Here is a 21,024-nt window from a genome sequence, read left to right as displayed (position 1 = left end):
AGGAACGTAACAGCGCGGAAAACAAACCGAAAGACCTTGCGGCAAATTTCTGCAAGACTGCGGGAACGAAGTGCAACGAGATGGCTGGAAGGGGACCCTCCGGGCGCTCCCGGCACCGTCACCCCGCGCCCGCCCGGGCGTTGATTCCTTGAAGGCACCGACGCCTCTTGACCTCGACAGGGACGGCAGATGACCCAGGAGCTCACTTCCCCCAGCCCCGCCCCCCAGGCCCCCGGACCGGGCCGAGGTCCGGGATGGTGGCGCGACGCCGTCATCTACCAGGTGTACGTCCGCTCCTTCGCCGACAGCGACGGCGACGGCATCGGTGATCTGCGCGGGGCCCGCGAACGGCTGCCGTACCTCAGGGACCTGGGGGTGGACGCCGTCTGGCTCACCCCCTTCTACGCCTCACCCCAGGCCGACGGCGGCTACGACGTCGCCGACTACCGCGCCGTCGACCCGCTCTTCGGCACCCTCCAGGACGCCGGCGAACTCCTGCGCGACGCCCACGACCTGGGCCTGCGGGTGATCGTCGACATCGTCCCCAACCACACCTCCGACCGGCACCCGTGGTTCACGGACCCGGAGCTCGCCCGGCAGCGCTACCTCTTCCGCCCCGGCAAGGGCGAGGGCGGCGAACTCCCGCCCAACGACTGGGAGTCCATCTTCGGCGGCCCGGCCTGGACCCGCACCGACCGGGGCGACTGGTACCTGCACCTCTTCGCCCCCGAGCAGCCCGATCTGAACTGGGACAACCCGGAGGTGCACGCCGAATTCGAGGCCATCATGCGCTTCTGGCTCGACCTCGGGGTGGACGGCTTCCGGGTCGATGTCGCCCACGGCATGATCAAGGCACCCGGTCTGCCGGACATCGGCCACGGCGCCCAGGCCCAGCTGATCGGCAGCCAGGTGCTGCCGTTCTTCGACCAGGACGGCGTGCACGCCATCCACCGCGCCTGGCGGCGGCTGCTGGACGGCTACGGCGACGCCCACGGCAGGCAGGTGATCGGCGTCGCCGAGGCCTGGGCGCCCACCGCGGAACGCCTCGCCCTGTACGTACGCCCCGACGAACTCCACCAGGCCTTCAACTTCCAGTTCCTGAACGCCCCGTGGCAGACCGACGCGCTGCGCTCGGTGATCGACGCCTCGCTCGCCGCCACCGCCTCGGTCGGCGCCCCCACCACCTGGGTGCTGTCCAACCACGACGTCGTACGCCACACCACCCGCCTCGGCGGCAGCCTCGCCCGCGCCCGCGCCGCCACCCTCCTGATGCTGGCACTGCCCGGCTCCGCCTACCTCTACCAAGGCGAGGAACTGGGCCTGCCCGAGGTCACCGACCTGCCCGACGAGGTCCGCCAGGACCCGGCGTTCTTCCGCGGCGGCCGGGCCACCGGCGCGGCGGGCCCCGGCACCGACACCGAGTCCGCCCCGGACGGCGTCGCCTCCACCAGCGGCCAGGACGGCTTCCGCGACGGCTGCCGGGTGCCGCTGCCCTGGTCCGGCGAGGCGCCGCCGTACGGCTTCGGGCCCGGCGGCAGCTGGCTGCCGCAGCCCGCCGACTGGGCGCCGCTCACCGTCGCGGCCCAGACCGGCGACCCCGCCTCCACCCTGGAGCTCTACCGCACCGCCCTCGATCTGCGGCGCCGGCTGCCCGGGCTCGGCGACGGCACGATGAGCTGGGCGCCCGCCCCCGACGGGGTGCTCGCCTTCACCCGCCCCGGCGTGCTGTGCACCGTCAACACTCTGGGGCACGACATCGAACTCCCCACCCCCGGAACACCGCTGCTCTCCAGCGCCCCGGTGCCCGTCGACGGCGCCGCCGCCCACCTCCCCGGTGACAGCTGCACCTGGTGGGCAATCTGACAGCAGACCGGTACAGTCCCACCCATGACCGCCCGGCTCTCCGATATCGCAGCACAGGCGGGTGTCAGCGAGGCCACCGTCAGCCGGGTTCTCAACGGGAAGCCCGGGGTCTCCGCCACCACCCGCCAGTCCGTGCTCGCCGCCCTCGACGTGCTGGGCTACGAGCGCCCGGTGCGGCTGCGGCAGCGCAGCGCGGGGCTGGTCGGACTGATCACGCCGGAGCTGGAGAACCCGATCTTCCCGGCCTTTGCGCAGGTCATCGGGCAGGCGCTGACCCGCCAGGGCTATACGCCGGTCCTTGCGACGCAGACGCCGGGCGGCTCCACGGAGGACGAGCTGACCGAGATGCTGGTGGACCGCGGGGTGGCCGGCATCATCTTCGTCTCCGGGCTGCACGCCGACACCTCCGCCGATATGCAGCGCTATGAACAGCTGCGCGGCCAGGGCGTGCCGTTCGTCCTCATCAACGGCTTCTCCGACAAGGTGCAGGCGCCCTTCGTCTCCCCCGACGACCGGGCCGCGGTGGACCTGGCCGTCACCCACCTCAGCGCGCTCGGCCACCGGCGGATCGGGCTGGCGCTCGGCCCCAAGCGCTTCGTGCCCGTGCAGCGCAAGATCGAGGGCTTTGTGCGCGCCCTGCAGGAGCGGCTGCAGACCGGCCCGGCCGAGGCGGAGCGGTTCATCCAGCACTCCCTCTACACACTGGAGGGCGGCCAGGCCGCGGCGAGCGCGCTGATCGAGCGGGGCGCCACGGCCCTCGTCTGCGCCAGCGACATGATGGCGCTCGGTGCGATCCGGGCGGCCCGGCAGCGCGGGCTCGACGTCCCGCGCGAGATCTCCGTGGTCGGCTTCGACGACTCCCCGCTCATCGCCTTCACCGACCCGCCGCTGACCACGATCCGGCAGCCGGTCACGGCCATGGGGCAGGCGGCCGTGCGCGCGCTGCTGGAGGAGATCGGCGGCACCCCGGCCCCGCACAGCGAGTTCGTCTTCCACCCCGAGCTGGTGGTGCGCGGATCGACCGCCTCGGCCCCGAAGCCGGCCGGGATCCCGAAGCCGCTGCGGGCTACCTGAGGGCTCCCTGAGGGCTGCTTCCCCCAGAAGTACCGGGGTCCGGCGTCCCTCTTGAGACCGATATGCCGCTTCGAATACCCGACCGAAGGATGATCGCCGGTACGCCCCTTTCTGGCAGACTGTCTGCCTATGGGTGAAGCGAATACGAGGACTTTGGACGGCCTGCCGACCACCCCGCCGCCCAAGGGGGAACGCGCGGACCACCCGGTGGCCGAGAGGCGGATGGCCCGTCTGCGTGCTCCTCGCACCCCCCGGCTCTGGTTCGAAATCCTGCTGATCGGGGTCGGTTACTGGACGTACTCGGTGATCCGCAACGCGGTGCCCGAGCAGAAGGCCAAGGCCCTGAGGAACGCCGACTGGATCTGGCAGGCGGAGCACTCCCTCGGTATCGCCGTCGAACACACCGTCAATCACGCGGTGAACTCCGTGACTTGGCTGATCGTCACGATGAACTACTACTACGCGACGCTGCACTTCATCGTGACGATCGGGGTGCTGGTCTGGCTCTACCGCTGGCACCCCGGCCGCTACGCCGCCGCCCGGCTGGCGCTCTTCGCCACCACCGGCGTCGCCCTGATCGGCTACTACTTCTACCCGTTGGCGCCACCCCGGCTGATGCCGGACGGCGGCTTCGTCGACACCCTCGTCCACCACGGGACCTGGGGCTCGATGGCGTCCGGCAACCTCGCCTCGATGTCCAACCAGTACGCCGCGATGCCGTCGATGCACATCGGCTGGTCCCTGTGGTGCGGCATCACCATCGCCCTGCTCGCCAAACCCCTGTGGGCCAAGGCCCTCGGACTGCTCTACCCCGCCACGACCCTGCTGGTCATCGTCTCCACCGCCAACCACTTCTGGCTGGACGCGATGGGCGGAGTGGTGTGCCTCGCCTTCGGGTTCGGGCTGGCGTGTGTCTGGTACGGGACGCTGCCGCACCGGCTGACACGGGTTGCGGTGGCTTAGGCCTCCCACGCTTTCGGCTTTCCCGCCGTGGTTGTTCCTCGCCGTTTGTCGCCCGCTGCGGGTCCGCTGCGGGTCCGCTGCGCTTTGCCTCTGGCCCACGTTTTTGGCTGGCCCGCCGTGGGGGCTGCTCGCCGTTGCGCCTGGCGGCGGGCGGGGTCCGCTGCGCGGGGCGGGTCCGCTGCGCGGGGCGTTGCCGCTGCGCGGGGCGTTGCCGCTGCGCGGGGCGTTGCCGCTGCGCGGGGCTGTCGGGGTGCGGTGACGGGCCTGCGCGGGTGGGTGTCCGGACTGCTTCGCTTTACGTCCGGACACCCACCCGCTCCGGCCCGTCACCTCCCGTTGGGGGTGGTGGAAAAGGCTGGTGGGGGTGGACGTGGGTGGTCAGGTGCGCCTCGTCGGCACGGGGAAATGGGTCACTCCGGAACGGCCAGGAAGAGCCCGCACGGCCGTGACCGTGGCCTGCCCCCACCCACGTTCACTTATCCACTCACGGGAGGGGACGGGCCGGAGGGGCCGGTGTGTGGGACGTAAAGCGAAGCAGTCCCACACACCGGCCCCGGAGGCCCGTCACCGCACCCACAGCCCCGCGCAGCGGACCCCGCCCGCCGCTGGGGGTACCTCCCACGCCCCTTAGGCAGTGGGGGAGCAACGGCGAGACGAAAACACGGCGGGAAGGCCGAAAACGCCCGCCGGGGCGTAGCCCATGGGCTACGCCCCGTAAAAGAGCTGTTCCACGACGCCCCGCGCCCGCCGCGTAACCCGGCGGTAGTCGTCGATCATCTCGCCGATGTGGCCCTCCTCGTAGCCGAGGTAGCGGCCCACCGCCGCCACTTCCCGGCCGTCGACCGGGAAGGTGTCGCCGGGGCGGCCGCGCACCACCATCACGGCGTTGCGCACCCGCGCCGCCAGCACCCATGCCTCGTCGAGGGTCTGGGCGTCCTCGGTGCCGATCAGACCGGCGGAGTGCGCGGCGGCCAGTGCCTCGCGGGTACGGGTGGTGCGCAGGCCGGGGACCTCCCAGCCGTGCTGCATCTGCAGCAGTTGCACCGTCCACTCCACGTCGCTGAGGCCGCCGCGGCCGAGCTTGGCGTGGGTGGTGGGGTCGGCGCCGCGGGGCAGCCGCTCGGCCTCCATCCGGGCCTTGAGCTTGCGGATCTCACGGACCGCGTCGTCGCCGAGGCCCTCGGCCGGATAGCGCAGCGGGTCGATCAGCTCGATGAACCGCTCCCCCAGCTCCGCGTCGCCCGCGACCGGTTCGGCGCGCAGCAGGGCCTGCGACTCCCACACCAGCGACCAGCGCCGGTAGTAGGCGGCGTACGAGGCGAGCGTGCGCACCAGCGGCCCGGACCTGCCCTCCGGGCGCAGGTCCGCGTCGATGGGCAACGGCGGGTCGGAGGAGGGGAGTTCGAGCAGCCGGCGCATCTCGTTGGCGACGGCGTGGGCGGCCTTGGCGGCCTCCTGTTCGTCGGCGCCCTCGCGCGGTTCGTGGACGAACAGGACATCGGCGTCCGAGCCGTAGCTCAGCTCACGGCCGCCGAACCGGCCCATGCCGATCACCGTGAAGCGGGTGGGCAGGGTATCGCCCCACTGCTGGCGGACCGCGGCGCGCAGGGCGCCGGCGAGGGTGGCGGCGTTGAGGTCGGAGACCGCGGAGCCGACCGCGTCGACGGAGTGGCCGTGATCGTTGTCCGCCGGGCTGAACTCCGTGCCGTACGCGCCGATGACGTCCGCGGCGGCCGTCCGGAACAGCTCTCTGCGGCGCACTCCGCGGGCCGCCGCGACCGCCGCCTCCGCGCCCTCCGCGCGGCCGACCGCGGCCAGCACCTCCTGCTCCAGCGCGGCCCGGCTGCGCGGCTGCAGCCCGTCGGGGGCACCGAGCAGCGCGACCGCCTCGGGGGCGCGCAGCAGCAGATCGGGGGCGAGCCGGCCGGCGGACAGCACCCGGGCGAGGTTCTCGGCGGCCGCGCCCTCGTCGCGCAGCAGCCGCAGATACCAGGGCGTCTTGCCGAGCGCGTCGGAGACCTTGCGGAAGTTGAGCAGTCCGGCGTCCGGGTCGGCGGAGTCCGCGAACCAGGCCAGCAGCACCGGCAGCAGCGTCCGCTGGATGGCGGCCTTGCGGGTCACGCCGGACGCCAGCGCCTCCAGATGCCGCAGCGCGGCCACCGGGTCGGCGTAGCCGAGCGCTTCGAGGCGGTGGCCGGCGGCCCGGGCGGAGAGCCGGGTCTCGCCGGGCTCCAGGGTGGCGACGGCATCGAGCAGCGGACGGTAGAAGAGCTTCTCGTGCAGCCGGCGCACTTCCCGGGCGTGCCACTTCCACTCCTTGCGGAGGGTGTCGACCGGTTCGGTCCGCAGGCCCAACGAGCGCGCCAGGCGCCGCTGTGCGGCCTCGTCCTCGGGCATCAGGTGGGTACGCCGCATCCGGAAGAGCTGGATGCGGTGCTCCAGCGTGCGCAGGAAGCGGTAGGCGGCGTCCAGGGCCGCGGCATCCTGGCGTCCGACGTAGCCGCCGGCCGCCAGCGCCGCCAGGGCGTCCAGGGTGGTGGCGCTGCGCAGCGTGGCATCGCTGCGGCCGTGCACCAACTGCAGGAGCTGGACGGCGAATTCGACATCGCGCAGGCCGCCGGGGCCGAGCTTGAGCTCCCGCTCGACCTGGGCCGCGGGGATGTTCTCGACGACCCGGCGGCGCATCTGGCGCACATCGCCGACGAAGTTCTCCCGCTCGGCGACCTCCCACACCATCGGCGCCAGCGCGTCCACGTACTCCTGGCCCAGCTGCAGGTCACCGGCCATCGGGCGGGCCTTGAGCAGCGCCTGGAACTCCCAGGTCTTGGCCCAGCGCTGGTAGTAGGCGAGATGGCTGGAGAGGGTGCGCACCAGCGGTCCGTTGCGGCCCTCGGGGCGCAGATTGGCGTCCACCGGCCAGATCGTGCCCTCGACGGTGTTGTCCGAGCACAGGCGCATCATGCGGGCGGCGAGCCGGGTCGCGGCCTGCATCGCCTGGGCCTCGTCCACGCCCTCCTTGGCCTCGGCGACGAAGATGACATCGACGTCCGAGACGTAGTTCAGCTCACGGCCGCCGCATTTGCCCATGCCGATCACCGCCAGCCGGCACACCGCGGCGTCCCCGGGCGCCTCCTCGTAGCTGATCTCCAGGGCGGCCCGTACCGTGGCGGTGGCCAGGTCCGCCAGCTCGGCGGCGGCCTCGGCGACATCGGTCGTGCCGCACACATCGCGGGCCGCGATGCCCAGCAGGGAGCGGCGGTAGGCGGTGCGCAGCGCATCGGCGCGCGGGCGTTCGGCGTTCTGTCCGGCCCAGATCCCCTCGGCGAGCGCCAGCTCGAACTCGGGGGTGGTGGGGTGCAGATCGACCGACTCGTAGGTGACCAGCGACTGCCAGTCGTGCGGGTGCCGGACGAGATGGTCGGCGAGCGCCTCGGAGGCGCCCAGCACCCCCAGCAGCCGGTCGCGCAGCGGTTTCGCCGCGACGATCGTGCTCAGCAGCGCCTGCTGCTCGTCCGGTTCCTGTGCCTCCACCAGCCGGACCAGGCTGTGCAGCGCCAGGTCCGGGTCGGCGGTGGCGCCCAGCGCTTCGAGCAACACCGAGTCATCGCGTACGGAGGCGAGTTCGGGCACGTCGAGCAGCTGCCCGGCCGCCGAGGGGTCGGTGAAACCGTGTCTCAGCAGCCGGGCGAAGGTGCTGCTCCGCCGGCCCTGCGGAGCGGGAAGTGCCATGGGTGCAGCCTCTCGGTGGCGCGGTGGCTCAGAGCACGGGCAGCATCTTGCGCAGCTCGAAGGCGGTGACCTCGGAGCGGTACTCCTCCCACTCCTGCTTCTTGTTGCGCAGGAAGAAGTCGAAGACGTGCTCGCCGAGGGTCTCGGCGACCAGTTCGCTGCGCTCCATCAGTTCGATGGCCTCGCCGAGGTTCTGCGGCAGCGGCGCGATGCCCATCGCCCGGCGCTCGGAGTCGGACAGCGCCCAGACGTCGTCGTCGGCGCCGGCCGGCAGCTCGTAGCCCTCCTCGATGCCCTTGAGACCGGCCGCGAGCAGCACCGCGTAGGTCAGATAGGGGTTGGCGCCGGAGTCGATGGAGCGGACCTCGACCCGCGTGGAGCCCATCTTGCCGGGCTTGTACATCGGGACGCGGATGAGTGCGGAGCGGTTGTTGTGGCCCCAGCAGATGTACGAGGGGGCCTCGCCCCCGGCGCCCGCGGTGCGGTTGGCGCCGCCCCAGATGCGCTTGTAGGAGTTGACCCACTGGTTGGTGACGGCGGAGATCTCCCCCGCGTGCCGCAGCAGACCGGCGATGAACGAGCGCCCGACCTTGGAGAGTTGGTACTCCGAGCCGGACTCGTGGAAGGCGTTGCGGTCGCCCTCGAAGAGGGAGAGGTGGGTGTGCATGCCCGAGCCCGGGTACTCCGAGAACGGCTTGGGCATGAACGTGGCCTGGACGCCCTGCTCCAGGGCCACCTGCTTCATGACCAGCCGGAACGTCATGATGTTGTCGGCGGTCGAGAGGGCGTCGGCGTAGCGCAGGTCGATCTCCTGCTGGCCGGGGGCGCCCTCGTGGTGGCTGAACTCCACCGAGATGCCCATCGACTCCAGCATCGTGATCGCCTGCCGGCGGAAGTCCATGCCGACGTTCTGCGGGGTGTGGTCGAAGTAGCCCGAGGAGTCGCCGGGGGTCGGCCGCTGGCCGTCCACGGGCTTGTCCTTGAGCAGGAAGAACTCGATCTCCGGGTGGGTGTAGAAGGTGAACCCGAGGTCGGAGGTCTTGGCCAGGATGCGCTTGAGGACATAGCGCGGGTCGGCGTAGGAGGGGGAGCCGTCCGGCATCAGGATGTCGCAGAACATCCGGGCGGTGCCGGGGGCCTCGGCGCGCCAGGGCAGGATCTGGAAGGTGCCCGGGTCCGGCTTGGCGATCATGTCGGACTCGTACACCCGGGCAAACCCCTCGATGGCCGAGCCGTCGAAGCCGATGCCCTCGTCGAAGGCCTGCTCCAGCTCCGCGGGAGCCACCGCCACGGACTTGAGGAATCCGAGAACATCGGTGAACCACAGCCGTACGAAGCGGATGTCGCGCTCCTCGAGCGTTCGGAGCACAAACTCCTGCTGCTTGTCCATGGGTCACCAATCCTTGCAGGTCAATCGGCCTGTCCACACGCGCCGGATCACGCGACGTGGCACACCAGTATCACGTGAGGGGGTTACCGTCACATTACGCACCCTTGGCCTGAATCAGAACCGCCGTCCCGTAACCCTCACTCCGCATCCTTCCCGCGGCGAGCGGGCTCAGCGCAGCGGACGGGGGCAAACGGGGGGCTTGGCGGAGTCTTGAAGCGGGCCTGAGCGGCCATTTACCCGGTGTTGAAGGGTCCGTTCCCTGCCCTTCCTGCGTATCCCGGAGCCTGAACGGCCCGGATCGCCGGATCGCCGGATCACCGGATCACCTTCACCGGCCAGCGGCTGCTGCTACTGCTACTGCTACTGCTACTGCCGAGCCGTCCCGTGCTGCCGGACCGGGAAGCGGCGCAGCCGCTCGGCGCGCTGCCCCGCGGGCGGTTCATTGCGGCCCCAGGCACATCCTGCGCAGCCGGCGTTCCCCTGGACACGGGCGCGGCCGGGTCCGCCCGGGTCCGCCCGGGTCCGCCCGGGTCTTCCCGGATCTTCTCTGATCTTTCCGGGCTGCCATCTGGGCTCCCCCGGGCGCGCGAGTGGCGTGGAGTGCCAAGAGTAAGGCGGGTGGGGAAATCCGAGCGGTGATACCGGCGCGGGGCACCGCAAGCGACCGGGGCGGGAGGGCCCCGATCACCCGCCGGACGGCGCAATGGCACTCCGCTCGGCGGGCCACCACGAGACCCATACCCCTCGGGGGTAGATTGCGTCAAGCGGACCTCCTCCCGCGTCCGCCGGTTCGCCGTCCGTCGAGAGGTCCGCGATGCAGGAACAGGGCAAGACCGCCGCGTGGTGCGGCCGTTTGCTGCTGTTCACCCCGCTGCTCGCCGGCGTCGCCACCGTGCAGGCGTCCGGGCACCCGGTGACCGGATACTGCGGGCACGGCGGGTACCGCGGGCACGGCGGGTACCGCGGACGCAGCGGGCACAGCGGGCACCGCGGACGCAGCGGGCACCGCGGACGCAGCGGGCACAGCGGGCACCGCGGACGCAGCGGGCACGAAGCAGGCGGCGTCACGGTCCCCGGCAGCGTCCGCCGTGCCGTCCTCTCGGTGCGGGCGCTCGCCCTGCCGGTCGCCCCCGGCGTCGGCGCACCGGCCGGGCGCCGACAGTCCGGCCTGCGCACGGCCGCGGGCACCGGTCCGCTGCGCGGCCGGTGGCCGATATCCGGGCCGCCGCGCCCCACACTCCTCGCCTGACTGTCGGTGCTGCGCGTGCAGGAGCGCGCCCCGCCGCCGACGCCCACCGGAGCCCGCGGCAGTGCCCTCACCCCGCCCAGATCACCACCGACATCGTCTCGAGGTGTTTCTCCCCATGCGTACGCACTCCCGCCGCACCCTGCTCGGCGCAGGTCTCGCCGTCGCCGGCAGCGGTCTGCTGTCCGCCTGCGCCACCGGCAAGACCGGCCCCGGCGCGCACTCCGGTATGGACGGCATGAACGGCATGAACGGCACGGCCCCTTCCACCGGTCCGGACGGCCACCCCCCGTCCGGCTATGTGACCCCCGACGGCCCGGAGGTCGCCGACGCCGAGCGCAGGCGGGGTGCGGGCCCCGTACGCCGCTTCGCGCTGACCGCCGGTATCAGCCGGTTCGACCTGGGCGGCCGTACCGTCGAGACCTGGGCGTACGGCGATGAGCTGCCCGGCAAGATCATGCGCGTCACCGCGGGCGACCGGATCGCGCTGGCCCTCACCAACCACCTGCCGCAGTCCACGACGCTGCACTGGCACGGGCTGACGGTGCGCAACGACATGGACGGCGTACCCGGGGTGACCCAGCGGTCGGTCAAGCCCGGCGGCACGTTCGACTACCACTTCGCGGTCACCACCCCCGGCACCCACTGGGTGCATCCGCACTCCGGTCTCCAGTTGGACCGCGGGCTGTATGCGCCGCTGATCGTCGACGACCCCAGGGAGGCGCTCTCCTACGACGAGGAGTGGATCGTCCTGCTGGACGACTGGGTCGACGGGGTGGACGGCAGCACACCCGAAGCGGTGCTCAAGCAGTTGCACGGGGGCGTGGACCGCGGGCCCATGAGCCATGGCGAGACGGAGATGGGCCACGCCCGCGACAGCGGTCGCGGCGCCCACGCCATGGGCGGAGCGGTCGTCCCCTCCGACGGCCCGTCGCGGATCCTCAAGGGCGCCCGGAGCAGGCTGCTCGGCCACGACGCGGGGGACGTCGACCACCCCTACCACCTCGTCAACGGCCGCACCTTCCGTGACCCGCGGACCTTCCGCGCCAGGCCCGGCGACCGCATCCGGATCCGCTTCATCAACGCGGGCAGCGAGACCGCCTACCGCGTCGCGCTCGGCGACCACCGGATGACCGTGACGCACACCGACGGCCTCCCCGTCGAGCACGCCGAGACCGATGCGCTGCTCATCGGGATGGCCGAGCGCTATGACGTCCTGGTCACGGCCGGGGACGGCGTCTTCCCGCTCACCGTGCTCGCCGAGGGCAAGGGGCGCTCCGCGCTGGGCCTGCTGCGCACCGGGAGCGGCGAGGCACCCGGCCCGTCCGCCCGGCCCAAGAGCCTGTACGGCAGGATCATGACGGCGGACCGGCTCACGGCCGCCGAGTCGGTACGGTCCGTGTCGCGCCGACCCGATCGCACCCTCGAAATGACCCTCACCGGGACCATGGAGAAGTACGACTGGGCGATCAACGCGAGCCCGTACACGCCCTCCCAGCGGTATCCCGTCGAGGCCGGCGAGCGGGTCCGGATCATCTTCCGCAACCACACCAGGATGTGGCACCCGATGCATCTGCACGGCCACACCTTCACGCTGCCCCATGGCGGGCCCCGCAAGGACACCACGATCCTGCTGCCCGGCCGCAGGGTGGACGTCGATTTCCACGCCGACAACCCCGGTCTGTGGATGGTCCACTGCCACAACATCTACCACTCGGAGTCCGGGATGATGACGATCATCGGCTACCGCAAGAAGTAGCGGCCCGGGGCGGGCGGCAGGCGGCAGGCGGCCCGGGGGGCCTCCCGCCGGGCCGCCCGTCCCCCGGAAGCACCGTCGGCACGCCTCCACACCCCCGAAGCAGGCCGGCACGCCTCCGCCCCCTCGTCTTCTGCGCGCTCGGCATGTCTCATGAGACCTCCCCGTTTAGGCCGCTTCTGACCGATCATCCGATGCAGCTGTTCTTTCAGCAGGGTCCCGAGGGCAAGACCACCACGTACTGCCCACCTGGACGTATGCGCCGCAAGCGGCCTGCACGGCGACGCGGGCGGATGGCCGCCCACGAAGCGGAGTGCGTGCGCCTCGTCGGCCTTGGCACCACCCGCTTGCGCCGGGACGGGTCGGCGTCTGTTACCAGCGCGGGCTACGGGGTGGCGGCCGATCCGGAGGAAAGCGGGTTCTGCTGAGCAGTCCCGTGGACAGGTACCGGCCCCACTCGGACAGGGCGGGCAGCGCATCATCGTCTCGTCGTCCAGGAACACCGGCATTCCATCCAGCAGTCCCCGCCGCTTCAGCAGCGCGGCCACCTCCTCGGCCGAGACCGCCTCACCGTCCAGGTACCGGCCCAGCAACCCCGACCGTACGAAGGCGAGCTCCACCGTGATCCCTCCCGGGGCCACGGTGCACTCCCGTCAGCCCAACTGCCTCATGCGCCACATGTCGCTGAGACTGAACCACAGGCTCCGTGAGACAGAAAGGAACAGCCGAAAGAACCATTGCGTCAGAAAGACGATTACACTGGCGGAGTGCCTCAACTCCGTCTCGCCCTCAACCAGATCGATACCTGCGTCGGCGATCTCGACCGGAACGCCGAGACGATCCTGCGCTGGACCCGGCACGCCGCCGACCAGGGCGCGCACCTCGTCGCCTTCCCCGAGATGGCGCTGACCGGCTATCCCGTCGAGGACCTCGCGCTGCGCGCCTCGTTCGTCGAGGCGAGCCGCGACGCACTGCGGACGCTGGCCGGCCGGCTGGCGTCGCAGGGCCTGGGCGACCTGCCGGTGATCGTCGGCTATCTGGACCGGGGTGCGCAGGCCGGGCCGCGCTACGGCCGGCCCGCGGGCGCCCCGCAGAACGCCGCCGCCGTGCTGTACCGGGGCGAGGTCGCGCTGACTTTCGCCAAGCACCACCTTCCCAACTACGGCGTCTTCGACGAGTTCCGCTACTTCGTCCCCGGCGACACCCTGCCCGTGGTGCGGGTGCACGGGGTGGATGTCGCGCTCGCCATCTGCGAGGACCTGTGGCAGGACGGCGGACGGGTGCCGGCGACGCGCAGCGCGGGCGCCGGGCTCCTGGTGTCGGTCAACGCCTCGCCGTACGAGCGGGACAAGGACGACACCCGGCTGGAGCTGGTCCGCAAGCGGGCCCAGGAGGCCGGCTGCACCACCGCCTATCTGGCGATGATCGGCGGGCAGGACGAGCTGGTCTTCGACGGCGACTCGATCGTCGTCGACAAGGACGGCACCGTGATCGCGCGGGCGCCACAGTTCGCGGAGGGCTGTGTGCTGGTCGACCTGGAGCTGCCCGCCGCGGCGCCGGTGCCCCCTTCGGGTGTGCTGGACGACGGGCTGCGCGTCGACCACCGCGTCCTGTCGCCCCAGCCGCTGGCGCCCTACCCGCCCGAGACCCCCGGCGGTGTGGCCGAACGCCTCACGGACCTGGAGGAGATCTACACCGCACTGGTCGTCGGCCTGCGCGCCTATGTCGCCAAGAACGGCTTCGGCAGCGTGGTGCTCGGCCTCTCCGGCGGAATCGACTCGGCGCTGGTCGCCACGCTCGCCTGCGACGCCCTGGGGGCCGACCACGTCCATGCCGTGGCGATGCCCTCCCGCTATTCGTCGGAGCACTCCCTCACCGACGCCGCCGAACTCGCCCGCCGTACGGGCCTGGCATTCCGTACGGTGCCGATCGGCCCGATGTTCGACGCCTACATGGCGGCGCTGCCGCTGACCGGGCTGGCCGAGGAGAATCTGCAGTCGCGGCTGCGGGGCACCACCTTGATGGCCCTCTCCAACCAGGAGGGCCACCTGGTCCTCGCCCCCGGCAACAAGTCCGAGCTGGCCTGCGGCTATTCGACCCTCTACGGCGACTCGGTGGGCGGTTACGGCCCGATCAAGGATGTCTACAAGTCGGTCGTCTACCGGCTGGCCCGCTGGCGCAACCAGGCCGCCGCCGACCGCGGCCGGATCCCGCCGATCCCGGAGAACACCCTCACCAAGCCCCCGAGCGCCGAGCTGCGCCCCGGCCAGGTCGACACCGACTCGCTGCCCGACTACGACGTCCTGGACCGCATCCTGGAGCTCTATGTCGACCACGACCGCGGCCGGGAGGACATCGTCGCCCGGGGCTTCGACGAGGCGCTGGTGACGCGCGTCCTGCGGATGGTCGACCACGCCGAGTACAAGCGCCGCCAGTACCCGCCCGGCCCCAAGATCTCCGCGAAGGGCTTCGGCAAGGACCGCCGGCTGCCGATCACCAACCACTGGCGGGAAGGGAGCTGACGGGAAGCGAGCTGACGAGGCGTCGGCTTCCTTCCCGGGGCCTGCCCGGCCGGCGGGCCCTGCGTTGGGTGGTCAGCCGAGGTGGTCAGCCGAGGTGGTCAGCCGAGGTGGTCCCCGGTCGTGACCTGCGCGCCCGTGGTCGGCCCGGCCGCCGTCTCGCCGCTGCGGGCCACGATCCGGGAGGAGTCGTGGGCACCGCGGTCCAGGAGACCGGCCACGACGGCGACGGCCAGGCCCAGGGCGGCCAGCACCGCGCCGACCAGGGTCGGGGAGGTCCAGCCCCAGCCTGCCGCCAGGGCCAGGCCGCCGACCCAGGCACCTCCGGCGTTGGCGAGGTTGAAGGCGGACTGGTTGGAGGCGGCGGCCAGGGTCGGGGCCTGCTGGGCCTTGTTCATGACCAGCATCTGCAGGGGCGTGGTGGTCAGGAAGCCGACCGCGCCGATGAGGACGACCGTCACCAGCGCCGCCCACTTCACCTGGGCGGTGAAGTGGAAGGCCGTCAGGACGAGAGCCAGCGCGGCCAGCGAGCCGTAGAGGGTCGGGCGCAGGGCCCGGTCGGTGAGCGGGCCCGCAGCGAGCGCGCCGAGGGTCATCCCGATACCGAAGAGGGCGAGGACCAGCGGCACCGAGCCCGCGGCGAAGCCGGTGACCTCGGTCATCATCGACGCGAGGTAGCTGTAGACGGCGAAGATCCCGGCGAACCCGAAGACGGTGGTGAGCAGGCCGAGCAGCACCTGGCGGTTGCCCAGCGCCCGCAGTTCGCTGCCCAGGCCGGAGCGCTCCTCGGCCGGCAGCGGGGGGATCAGCCGGGCCAGGGCGGCCATGGCGGCCAGCCCGATGGCGGCCACGACGAGGAAGGTGGCGCGCCAGCCGAACTGCTGGCCCAGCAGGGTCGCGGCGGGGACGCCGATGATGTTGGCGACGGTCAGGCCGAGGAACATCGTGGCGACCGCACGGGCCTGGCGGCCCTCGCGTACCAGCCGGGCGGCGACCACCGCGCCGACGCCGAAGAACGCACCGTGCGGGAGCCCGGCCAGCAGCCGGCCGGCGATCAGCAGACCGAAGGTGGGAGCCAGGGCGGAGGCGAGGTTGCCGACGGTGAAGACCGCCATCAGGCAGACCAGCATCCGCTTGCGCGGGATACGGGAGCCGAGAGCGGTCAGGAGCGGGGCGCCGATGACGACGCCGAGGGCATAGGCGGAGACGAGGTAGCCGGCGGTGGGCACGGAGGTGCCCAGATCGTCCGCGACGTCGGGCAGCAGGCCCATCATCACGAATTCCGTGGTGCCGATACCGAAGGCCGAGATCGCAAGCGCGAGCAGAGCCAAGGGCATGAAAGACCTTCCAGGGTTTTGCGTGCGGGCGGGCACGCAGCGCACGGACCGTAAGTACGTAAGTTCTCCTACGGAACAAAGTCTCTCAGGCGCAGTATTCCGGCGGGGGAACGGGGCGTAACGAACCCGCGTCAGATCACCGCCGGCAGCCCGTCCGGGATCGCCCCCGGCAGCCGGTCCCGGATCGCCCTCGGCTGCCGGTCCCGGATCACCGGCGGCAGCCCGTCCCGGATCGCCGCCGGCAGTGCGCCCCGGATCACCCTCGGCAGTGCGTCAGCGCCGGTCAGATCTTCACCGTCGCCGCGACCGGAAGGTGGTCGCTGCCGGTCTCGGGCATCACCCAGGCCTTGACCGGGTCCATCCCCTTCATCATGATCTGGTCGATCCGGGCCAGCGGGAACGCGGCCGGCCAGCTGAAGCCGAAGCCGTCGCCCGCCGCGCCCTGGGCGGAGCGCATCTGGGAGGTGACCGGGGCCAGCGAGCGGTCGTTCATGGTGCCGTTGAGATCGCCGAGCAGCATGACCTTCTTCTCCGGGTCGGCGGCGATGGCCTCGCCGAGCGCCGCGGCGCTGCCGTCGCGCTGGTTGGCGGTGAAGCCCGCCGCGACCTTGACGCGTACCGACGGCAGATGCGCGACATAGACGGCGAACTTCTGGCCGTCGGCGGCGGTGACGGTGGCCCGCAGCGCCCGGGTCCAGCCCATCTTGATGTCCACCGGCTTCGTCTCGGACAGCGGGCGCTTGCTCCACAGTCCGACGGTGCCCTCGACCGTGTGGTACGGATACGCCTTCGCCAGCCCCTTCCGGTAGGCGGGCAGGGCCTCGCCGGTCAGCTCTTCCAGGGCCACCACATCGGCGTCGGAGGCCACGATGTCCCTGGCGGTGGCCGCCGGGTCGGGGTTGTCGGCGTTGACGTTGTGGGTGGCGACCGTGAGGTTGCCGCCGTTGCCGGCCTTGTCGGTGATCTGCCCGCCGAAGAGACTCACCCAAGCGAAGACCGGCAGCACCAGCGCCACCAGCGCGGTCGCCGAGCGGCGCAGCACCGCGGCGACGAGCAGCAGCGGGATGCACATCCCCAGCCACGGCAGGAAGGTCTCCAGCAGACTGCCCAGGTTCCCCACGGTGTTGGGGATCTGGGAGTGCAGCATCATCAGCAGGCCGGTCAGGACCGCGAGCACCGCGAGCACGATGCCGCGCCGCCACATACCCTCGGGGCGCCACCAGTTCCGCAGGCGTTCGGCCCGGGAACCGGCCTGCCCGGGGTTGTGCCCCTGTCCCGGCTCCGTCATGTATGCCTGCGCCATGTAGCTGTCCTCACTGCGTTGCTCCGCCGCGCCTCACCTGTGGTCTCCGACCCTAGGCGATGCTCCGTAATGCGCTTTCTTAGAAGTGAGGACGGCACGGTGGCGGGTCGGGGTTCCGGCGCCGGGGCTCCTGACAACGGCTGTGACAGAACGGGCATGTTCCGGCCATACGGGGTCGTCCGCGCACGCAGTTCCGCGGCGGGGTGGCCCTGCACCCACGCCCCCGCTGTGCCCCGGAGTTCAGCCCGCCGCCGTGTCCGGCGCCGTCGTCGTATCCGACATCGTCGTATCCGGCGCCGTCTGCCGTACGCCCTCCAGAACCATGTCGACGATGTCCGCCGGGAGGTTCTCGGGCAGTTCCTTCCACTCGTGGAGGAGGGCGCGGGCCAGCATCGGCCCGACGAAGAGATCGGCGATGGTCTCCAGGTCCTGGTCGGTGCGGATCTCGCCGTTCGCCACCCCGCGCCGGAGCACTCCGAGCAGCGCCTCGCGGCGGGCCCGTACGACGGTGTCGTGGTACTCCGCCCACAGCTCGGGCTGCGCCCGGACATGGCTGACGAGGGTGCGCAGCAGCGCGGAGCTGCGCTTGGCCAGGCCGCGGCGGCGCAGGAATTCCAGCAGTGAGACCAGGTCGTCGCGTACCGAGGTGCCGTCCAGGAGCGGGCCCGGAACGTCCAGGGACCGCATGACATCGAGCATCAGGGCGCTCTTCCCCGGCCAGCGGCGGTAGACCGTGGCCTTGCCGACGCCTGCCTCGCGGGCGATGCGCTCCATGGACAGCTCACCTATGGAGGCACCGTCCTCGATCAGGTGCAGCACGGCCTCGATGATGGCCGAGTCGGCCGCGGCGCTGCGCGGCCGGCCGCGGCGCCCGGGGACCGCCGGGCCCGGCCGCTCCCCGGCCGGCGCCCCGGAGTCCGCCGCCGCCCGGCTCATCGCTCCACGCCCGCCTTCCGCTCTTCCTGCGGCTCCGTCGGCTGCGGCGCCGGTGCCGTTTTGCCCGGCAGGAAGGCCGCGGCCACCACGAGCCCCAGCAGTGCGACGGCGGCCGAGCCGAGCGCGGTGATGTGCATGGCGTGGATGAAGGCATCGTCGGCCACGGCGGTCAGCCGCCGGCCCGCCGGCCCCATCCGGTCCGCGAGCCCGTGGGTCGCCTCGATGGATTCACCGGCCGCATGCCGGGCGGCGGCCGGTACTCCCGGCAGCCGGTCGAGCGTGTCCTGCATACGGTCGCGGTAGCTCGTCGACAGCAGCGAGCCCAGGACGGCGACGCCGAGGGTGCCGCCGACCTGCCGGAAGACGTTGTTGAGCGCCGAGCCGGAGCCGGCCTTCTCCCGGGGCAGCGCCTGCATGACCGCGACGGTGGCCGGCGGCATGATGTGCGCCATGCCTGCGCCCTGCAGGAAGAACAGCGCCTCCAGGACCCAGATCGGGGTGTCGGTGTCCAGCAGCAGCATGCCCGACATGGTGGTGGCCACCACGAACATGCTGAAGGTGCACACCGCGCGGGCGCCGTACTGGTCGACGGCGAGCCGGGCCCGTGGTGCGAAGACCGTCTGGGCGGCGGCCAGCGGCAGGAACAGCATCCCGGCCTGCAGCGGGGTGTAGCCGCGCACGCTCTGGATGTAGAAGACGGTGAAGAACGCGACACCCATCAGCGCGAAGAAGACCAGCGCGATGGCGGCGATGGCGGCCGAGAAGGCGGGGCTGCGGAAGTAGCTGATGTCGATGGACGGGTGGTCGCTGTGCTTCTGGTGCAGCACGAAAACGATCAGCACCACCAGGCCGCCGGCGATCGCGCCGGCCACCTGCGGGTCGGTGAAGTCGGCGAGCTGACCGCCCTTGATGATGCCGTAGACCAGCAGGACGAGTCCGACGACGGACAGCAGCACCCCGAACGGGTCCAGCCGGCCGGGACCGGGGTCCTTGGAGTCGGGCACCAGGATCACCATGGCGATCAGCGAGACCACCACGACCGGGGCGTTGATCATGAAGACCGAACCCCACCAGAAGTAGTCGAGCAGAAGCCCGCCGGCGATCGGACCGACCGCGATGGCCAGCCCCACCCCGCCGGCCCAGATGCCGATCGCCCTGGGCTGCTCGTCCCGCTCGAAGACGTTCATCAGGATGGCCAGGGTGGACGGCATCACGAAGGCGCCGCCCAGCCCCATCAGCGCGCGGAAGGTGACCAGCTCCGCCGGCGATCCGGACACCCCGGCGAGCACCGACCCGGCCCCGAAGACGGCCAGGCCGAAGAGCAGCATCTTCTTGCGGCCCAGCCGGTCGCCGAGCAGGCCCGCGGTGAACAGCAGACCGGCGAAGACCAGCGTGTAGGAGTTGATCGCCCACTCCAGCTCGCTCTGGGTGGCGCCGAGACCGAGCGGAGCCGGGGTCGCGATCGTCTTCATGGCGACGTTGAGGATCGAGTTGTCCAGCACCACGATCAGCAGGCTGAGCATGAGGGTGGACAGGATCGCCCAGCGGCGGCGGTGGACGGGTTCCGGGATCTGTCGGGCCGGCGGTGCGCCCGGAGTGCTGGAGGAGGAGGCCATGCCGGCACCCTAGGGATGTTCCGATACGGCACCGTTCCGTATCGGGAAGCCGCGCGGGCAGGTCCCTTCTTCCGGGCGAGCGGGAGCGGTCGTCCGGGCGAGCGGGGGCCGTCGTCCCGGACGAAGCGAGCGCGGTCACGTCCGTTCCCCTTTTCCTTTGTACGCGGGCCGTGCCAGCATGGAGGGGAGTCCGGGGACACCGTCAGGGTGCCTCGAGATGACGAACAGGAGCCGTCACCATGACGCAGCTTTCGCCTGCCCAGAAGCCGGTTGCCAAGTCTCTGTACGGGGGCTCGGGGTCGCGCCGGATCACCGTCCGGGACATCGCCGCCGCCAAGGAGCGCGGCGAGAAGTGGCCGATGCTCACCGCCTACGACGCGATGACCGCCTCCGTCTTCGACGAGGCCGGCATCCCCGTTCTGCTCGTCGGTGACTCGATGGGCAACTGCCACCTCGGTTACGAATCCACCGTGCCGGTCACCATGGACGAGATCACCCTGCTGTCCGCGGCGGTCGTCCGGGGCACCCAACGCGCGCTCGTCGTCGCCGATCTGCCGTTCGGTTCCTACCAGGAAGGCCCGGTGCAGGCGCTGCGCAACGCCACCCGGATGGTGAAGGAAGCGGGAGTGGGCGCCGTCAAGCTGGAGGGCGGCGAGCGCTCCGCCGACCAGGTGGAGCTGCTGGTCTCGTCCGGCATCCCGGTGATGGCGCATGTCGGGCTGACCCCGCAGTCGGTCCACGCCTACGGCGGCTACCCCGTCCAGGGCCGCGGCGAGGAGGCCGCCCAGCAACTGCTGCGGGACGCCAAGGCGGTGCAGGACGCCGGTGCGTTCTCGGTCGTCCTGGAGGCCGTACCCGCCGAGCTGGCGGCCGAGGTCACCCGTTCGCTCTACATCCCGACCGTCGGCATCGGCGCGGGCCTGGACTGCGACGCCCAGGTGCTGGTGTGGACCGACATGGCCGGAATGACGGCCGGCCGGGTCCCGAAGTTCGTCAAGCAGTACCTCGACCTGCGGACACAGCTCGGCGGCGCGGCCAAGGCATTCGCCGAGGACGTCGTCGGCGGAACGTTCCCGGCGGAGCCGCACACCTTTCACTGAGCGGTTTCCGGCCCCCGCCGGTCCGCTGCGCTTTGCCTCGGCCCGTTTTTGGCTTTCCCTCCGTGGAGGCTGCTCGCCGTTGCGCCTGCGGCGGGCGGGGTCCGCTGCGCGGGGCTGTGGGTGCGGTGACGGGCCTCCGGGGCAGGGGTGTGGGACTGCTTCGCTTTACGTCCCACACCCCTGCCCCTCCGG

At 71.7% G+C, this 21,024-nt stretch carries 14 protein-coding genes; 7 read left to right on the top strand and 7 right to left on the bottom strand.

The features are described from left to right. Positions 1 to 189: 189 nt before the first annotated feature. From ACF088_RS32555 to ACF088_RS32545, 3 genes are all read left to right on the top strand, one after another. Entirely contained in the window at positions 190 to 1,863 is a 1,674-nt protein-coding gene (locus ACF088_RS32555) for a glycoside hydrolase family 13 protein (RefSeq protein WP_392379476.1), read from the top strand. 24 nt (positions 1,864 to 1,887) lie between these two features. Further along, positions 1,888 to 2,937, top strand: a complete 1,050-nt coding sequence (locus ACF088_RS32550; RefSeq protein ID WP_392379475.1) for a LacI family DNA-binding transcriptional regulator — start codon at positions 1,888 to 1,890, stop codon at positions 2,935 to 2,937. Positions 2,938 to 3,066: 129 nt separating this feature from the next. Further along, positions 3,067 to 3,900: a phosphatase PAP2 family protein gene (locus ACF088_RS32545; RefSeq protein ID WP_392379474.1), complete on the top strand. Its 834-nt coding sequence runs from the start codon at positions 3,067 to 3,069 to the stop codon at positions 3,898 to 3,900. 705 nt (positions 3,901 to 4,605) lie between these two features. Here the strand turns inward: ACF088_RS32545 and ACF088_RS32540 are convergent. Beyond that, positions 4,606 to 7,629 carry a bifunctional [glutamine synthetase] adenylyltransferase/[glutamine synthetase]-adenylyl-L-tyrosine phosphorylase gene (locus ACF088_RS32540; protein WP_392379473.1) on the bottom strand — a complete coding sequence of 1,008 codons (3,024 nt, stop codon included), beginning with the start codon at positions 7,627 to 7,629 and terminating at the stop codon, positions 4,606 to 4,608. A 28-nt stretch (positions 7,630 to 7,657) separates the two neighbouring features. Further along, entirely contained in the window at positions 7,658 to 9,019 is a 1,362-nt protein-coding gene (gene glnA / locus ACF088_RS32535) for a type I glutamate--ammonia ligase (RefSeq protein ID WP_392379472.1), read from the bottom strand. An 814-nt stretch (positions 9,020 to 9,833) separates the two neighbouring features. On the opposite strand from glnA, the gene ACF088_RS32530 reads away from it, so the two are divergent. The 3 genes from ACF088_RS32530 (at position 9,834) to ACF088_RS32520 (ending at position 14,543) form a co-directional block, all read left to right on the top strand. Next, positions 9,834 to 10,268: a hypothetical protein gene (locus tag ACF088_RS32530; protein WP_392379471.1), complete on the top strand. Its 435-nt coding sequence runs from the start codon at positions 9,834 to 9,836 to the stop codon at positions 10,266 to 10,268. Positions 10,269 to 10,383: 115 nt separating this feature from the next. Next, a complete protein-coding gene (locus ACF088_RS32525; RefSeq protein WP_392379470.1) occupies positions 10,384 to 12,024 on the top strand; it encodes a multicopper oxidase family protein in 1,641 nt (546 codons plus the stop codon). A gap of 764 nt (positions 12,025 to 12,788) precedes the next feature. Continuing rightward, positions 12,789 to 14,543, top strand: coding sequence for an NAD+ synthase (locus ACF088_RS32520; RefSeq protein ID WP_392379469.1), 1,755 nt, complete (start codon positions 12,789 to 12,791; stop codon positions 14,541 to 14,543). Between the two features lie 98 nt (positions 14,544 to 14,641). Here the strand turns inward: ACF088_RS32520 and ACF088_RS32515 are convergent, their stop codons facing one another. The 5 genes from ACF088_RS32515 to ACF088_RS32495 form a co-directional block, all read right to left on the bottom strand. After that, on the bottom strand, positions 14,642 to 15,877 hold the full coding sequence (locus ACF088_RS32515; RefSeq protein WP_392379468.1) for an MFS transporter: 1,236 nt from the start codon (positions 15,875 to 15,877) through the stop codon (positions 14,642 to 14,644). A 131-nt stretch (positions 15,878 to 16,008) separates the two neighbouring features. After that, on the bottom strand, positions 16,009 to 16,137 hold the full coding sequence (locus ACF088_RS32510; RefSeq protein ID WP_392379467.1) for a hypothetical protein: 129 nt from the start codon (positions 16,135 to 16,137) through the stop codon (positions 16,009 to 16,011). 23 nt (positions 16,138 to 16,160) lie between these two features. Beyond that, a complete protein-coding gene (locus ACF088_RS32505; RefSeq protein ID WP_392379588.1) occupies positions 16,161 to 17,165 on the bottom strand; it encodes an endonuclease/exonuclease/phosphatase family protein in 1,005 nt (334 codons plus the stop codon). Positions 17,166 to 17,420: 255 nt separating this feature from the next. After that, a complete protein-coding gene (locus tag ACF088_RS32500) occupies positions 17,421 to 18,116 on the bottom strand; it encodes a TetR/AcrR family transcriptional regulator (protein ID WP_392379466.1) in 696 nt (231 codons plus the stop codon). Beyond that, positions 18,113 to 19,732 (bottom strand): MFS transporter, encoded by a 1,620-nt coding sequence (locus ACF088_RS32495; RefSeq protein WP_392379465.1) that lies wholly within the window; start codon positions 19,730 to 19,732, stop codon positions 18,113 to 18,115. The genes ACF088_RS32500 and ACF088_RS32495 overlap by 4 nt, the downstream gene beginning before the upstream one ends. A 239-nt stretch (positions 19,733 to 19,971) precedes the next feature. On the opposite strand from ACF088_RS32495, the gene panB reads away from it, so the two are divergent. Then, positions 19,972 to 20,832, top strand: a complete 861-nt coding sequence (gene panB / locus ACF088_RS32490; RefSeq protein WP_392379464.1) for a 3-methyl-2-oxobutanoate hydroxymethyltransferase — start codon at positions 19,972 to 19,974, stop codon at positions 20,830 to 20,832. Positions 20,833 to 21,024 lie beyond the last annotated feature (192 nt).

Source organism: Streptomyces sp. NPDC015125 (assembly GCF_043080045.1).
GTDB lineage: Bacteria > Actinomycetota > Actinomycetes > Streptomycetales > Streptomycetaceae > Streptomyces.
This window is presented reverse-complemented; position numbering and strand designations above follow the sequence as displayed.

Bases quoted from the DNA above. Each gene is read 5' to 3' on its own strand.
- ACF088_RS32555 (WP_392379476.1), top strand. From the start codon at position 190: ATGACCCAGGAGCTCACTTCCCCCAGCCCCGCCCCCCAGGCCCCCGGA.
- ACF088_RS32550 (WP_392379475.1), top strand. From the start codon at position 1,888: ATGACCGCCCGGCTCTCCGATATCGCAGCACAGGCGGGTGTCAGCGAG.
- ACF088_RS32545 (WP_392379474.1), top strand. From the start codon at position 3,067: ATGGGTGAAGCGAATACGAGGACTTTGGACGGCCTGCCGACCACCCCG.
- ACF088_RS32540 (WP_392379473.1), bottom strand. From the start codon at position 7,629: ATGGCACTTCCCGCTCCGCAGGGCCGGCGGAGCAGCACCTTCGCCCGG.
- glnA (WP_392379472.1), bottom strand. From the start codon at position 9,019: ATGGACAAGCAGCAGGAGTTTGTGCTCCGAACGCTCGAGGAGCGCGAC.
- ACF088_RS32530 (WP_392379471.1), top strand. From the start codon at position 9,834: ATGCAGGAACAGGGCAAGACCGCCGCGTGGTGCGGCCGTTTGCTGCTG.
- ACF088_RS32525 (WP_392379470.1), top strand. From the start codon at position 10,384: ATGCGTACGCACTCCCGCCGCACCCTGCTCGGCGCAGGTCTCGCCGTC.
- ACF088_RS32515 (WP_392379468.1), bottom strand. From the start codon at position 15,877: ATGCCCTTGGCTCTGCTCGCGCTTGCGATCTCGGCCTTCGGTATCGGC.
- ACF088_RS32505 (WP_392379588.1), bottom strand. From the start codon at position 17,165: ATGACGGAGCCGGGACAGGGGCACAACCCCGGGCAGGCCGGTTCCCGG.
- ACF088_RS32500 (WP_392379466.1), bottom strand. From the start codon at position 18,116: ATGAGCCGGGCGGCGGCGGACTCCGGGGCGCCGGCCGGGGAGCGGCCG.
- ACF088_RS32495 (WP_392379465.1), bottom strand. From the start codon at position 19,732: ATGGCCTCCTCCTCCAGCACTCCGGGCGCACCGCCGGCCCGACAGATC.
- panB (WP_392379464.1), top strand. From the start codon at position 19,972: ATGACGCAGCTTTCGCCTGCCCAGAAGCCGGTTGCCAAGTCTCTGTAC.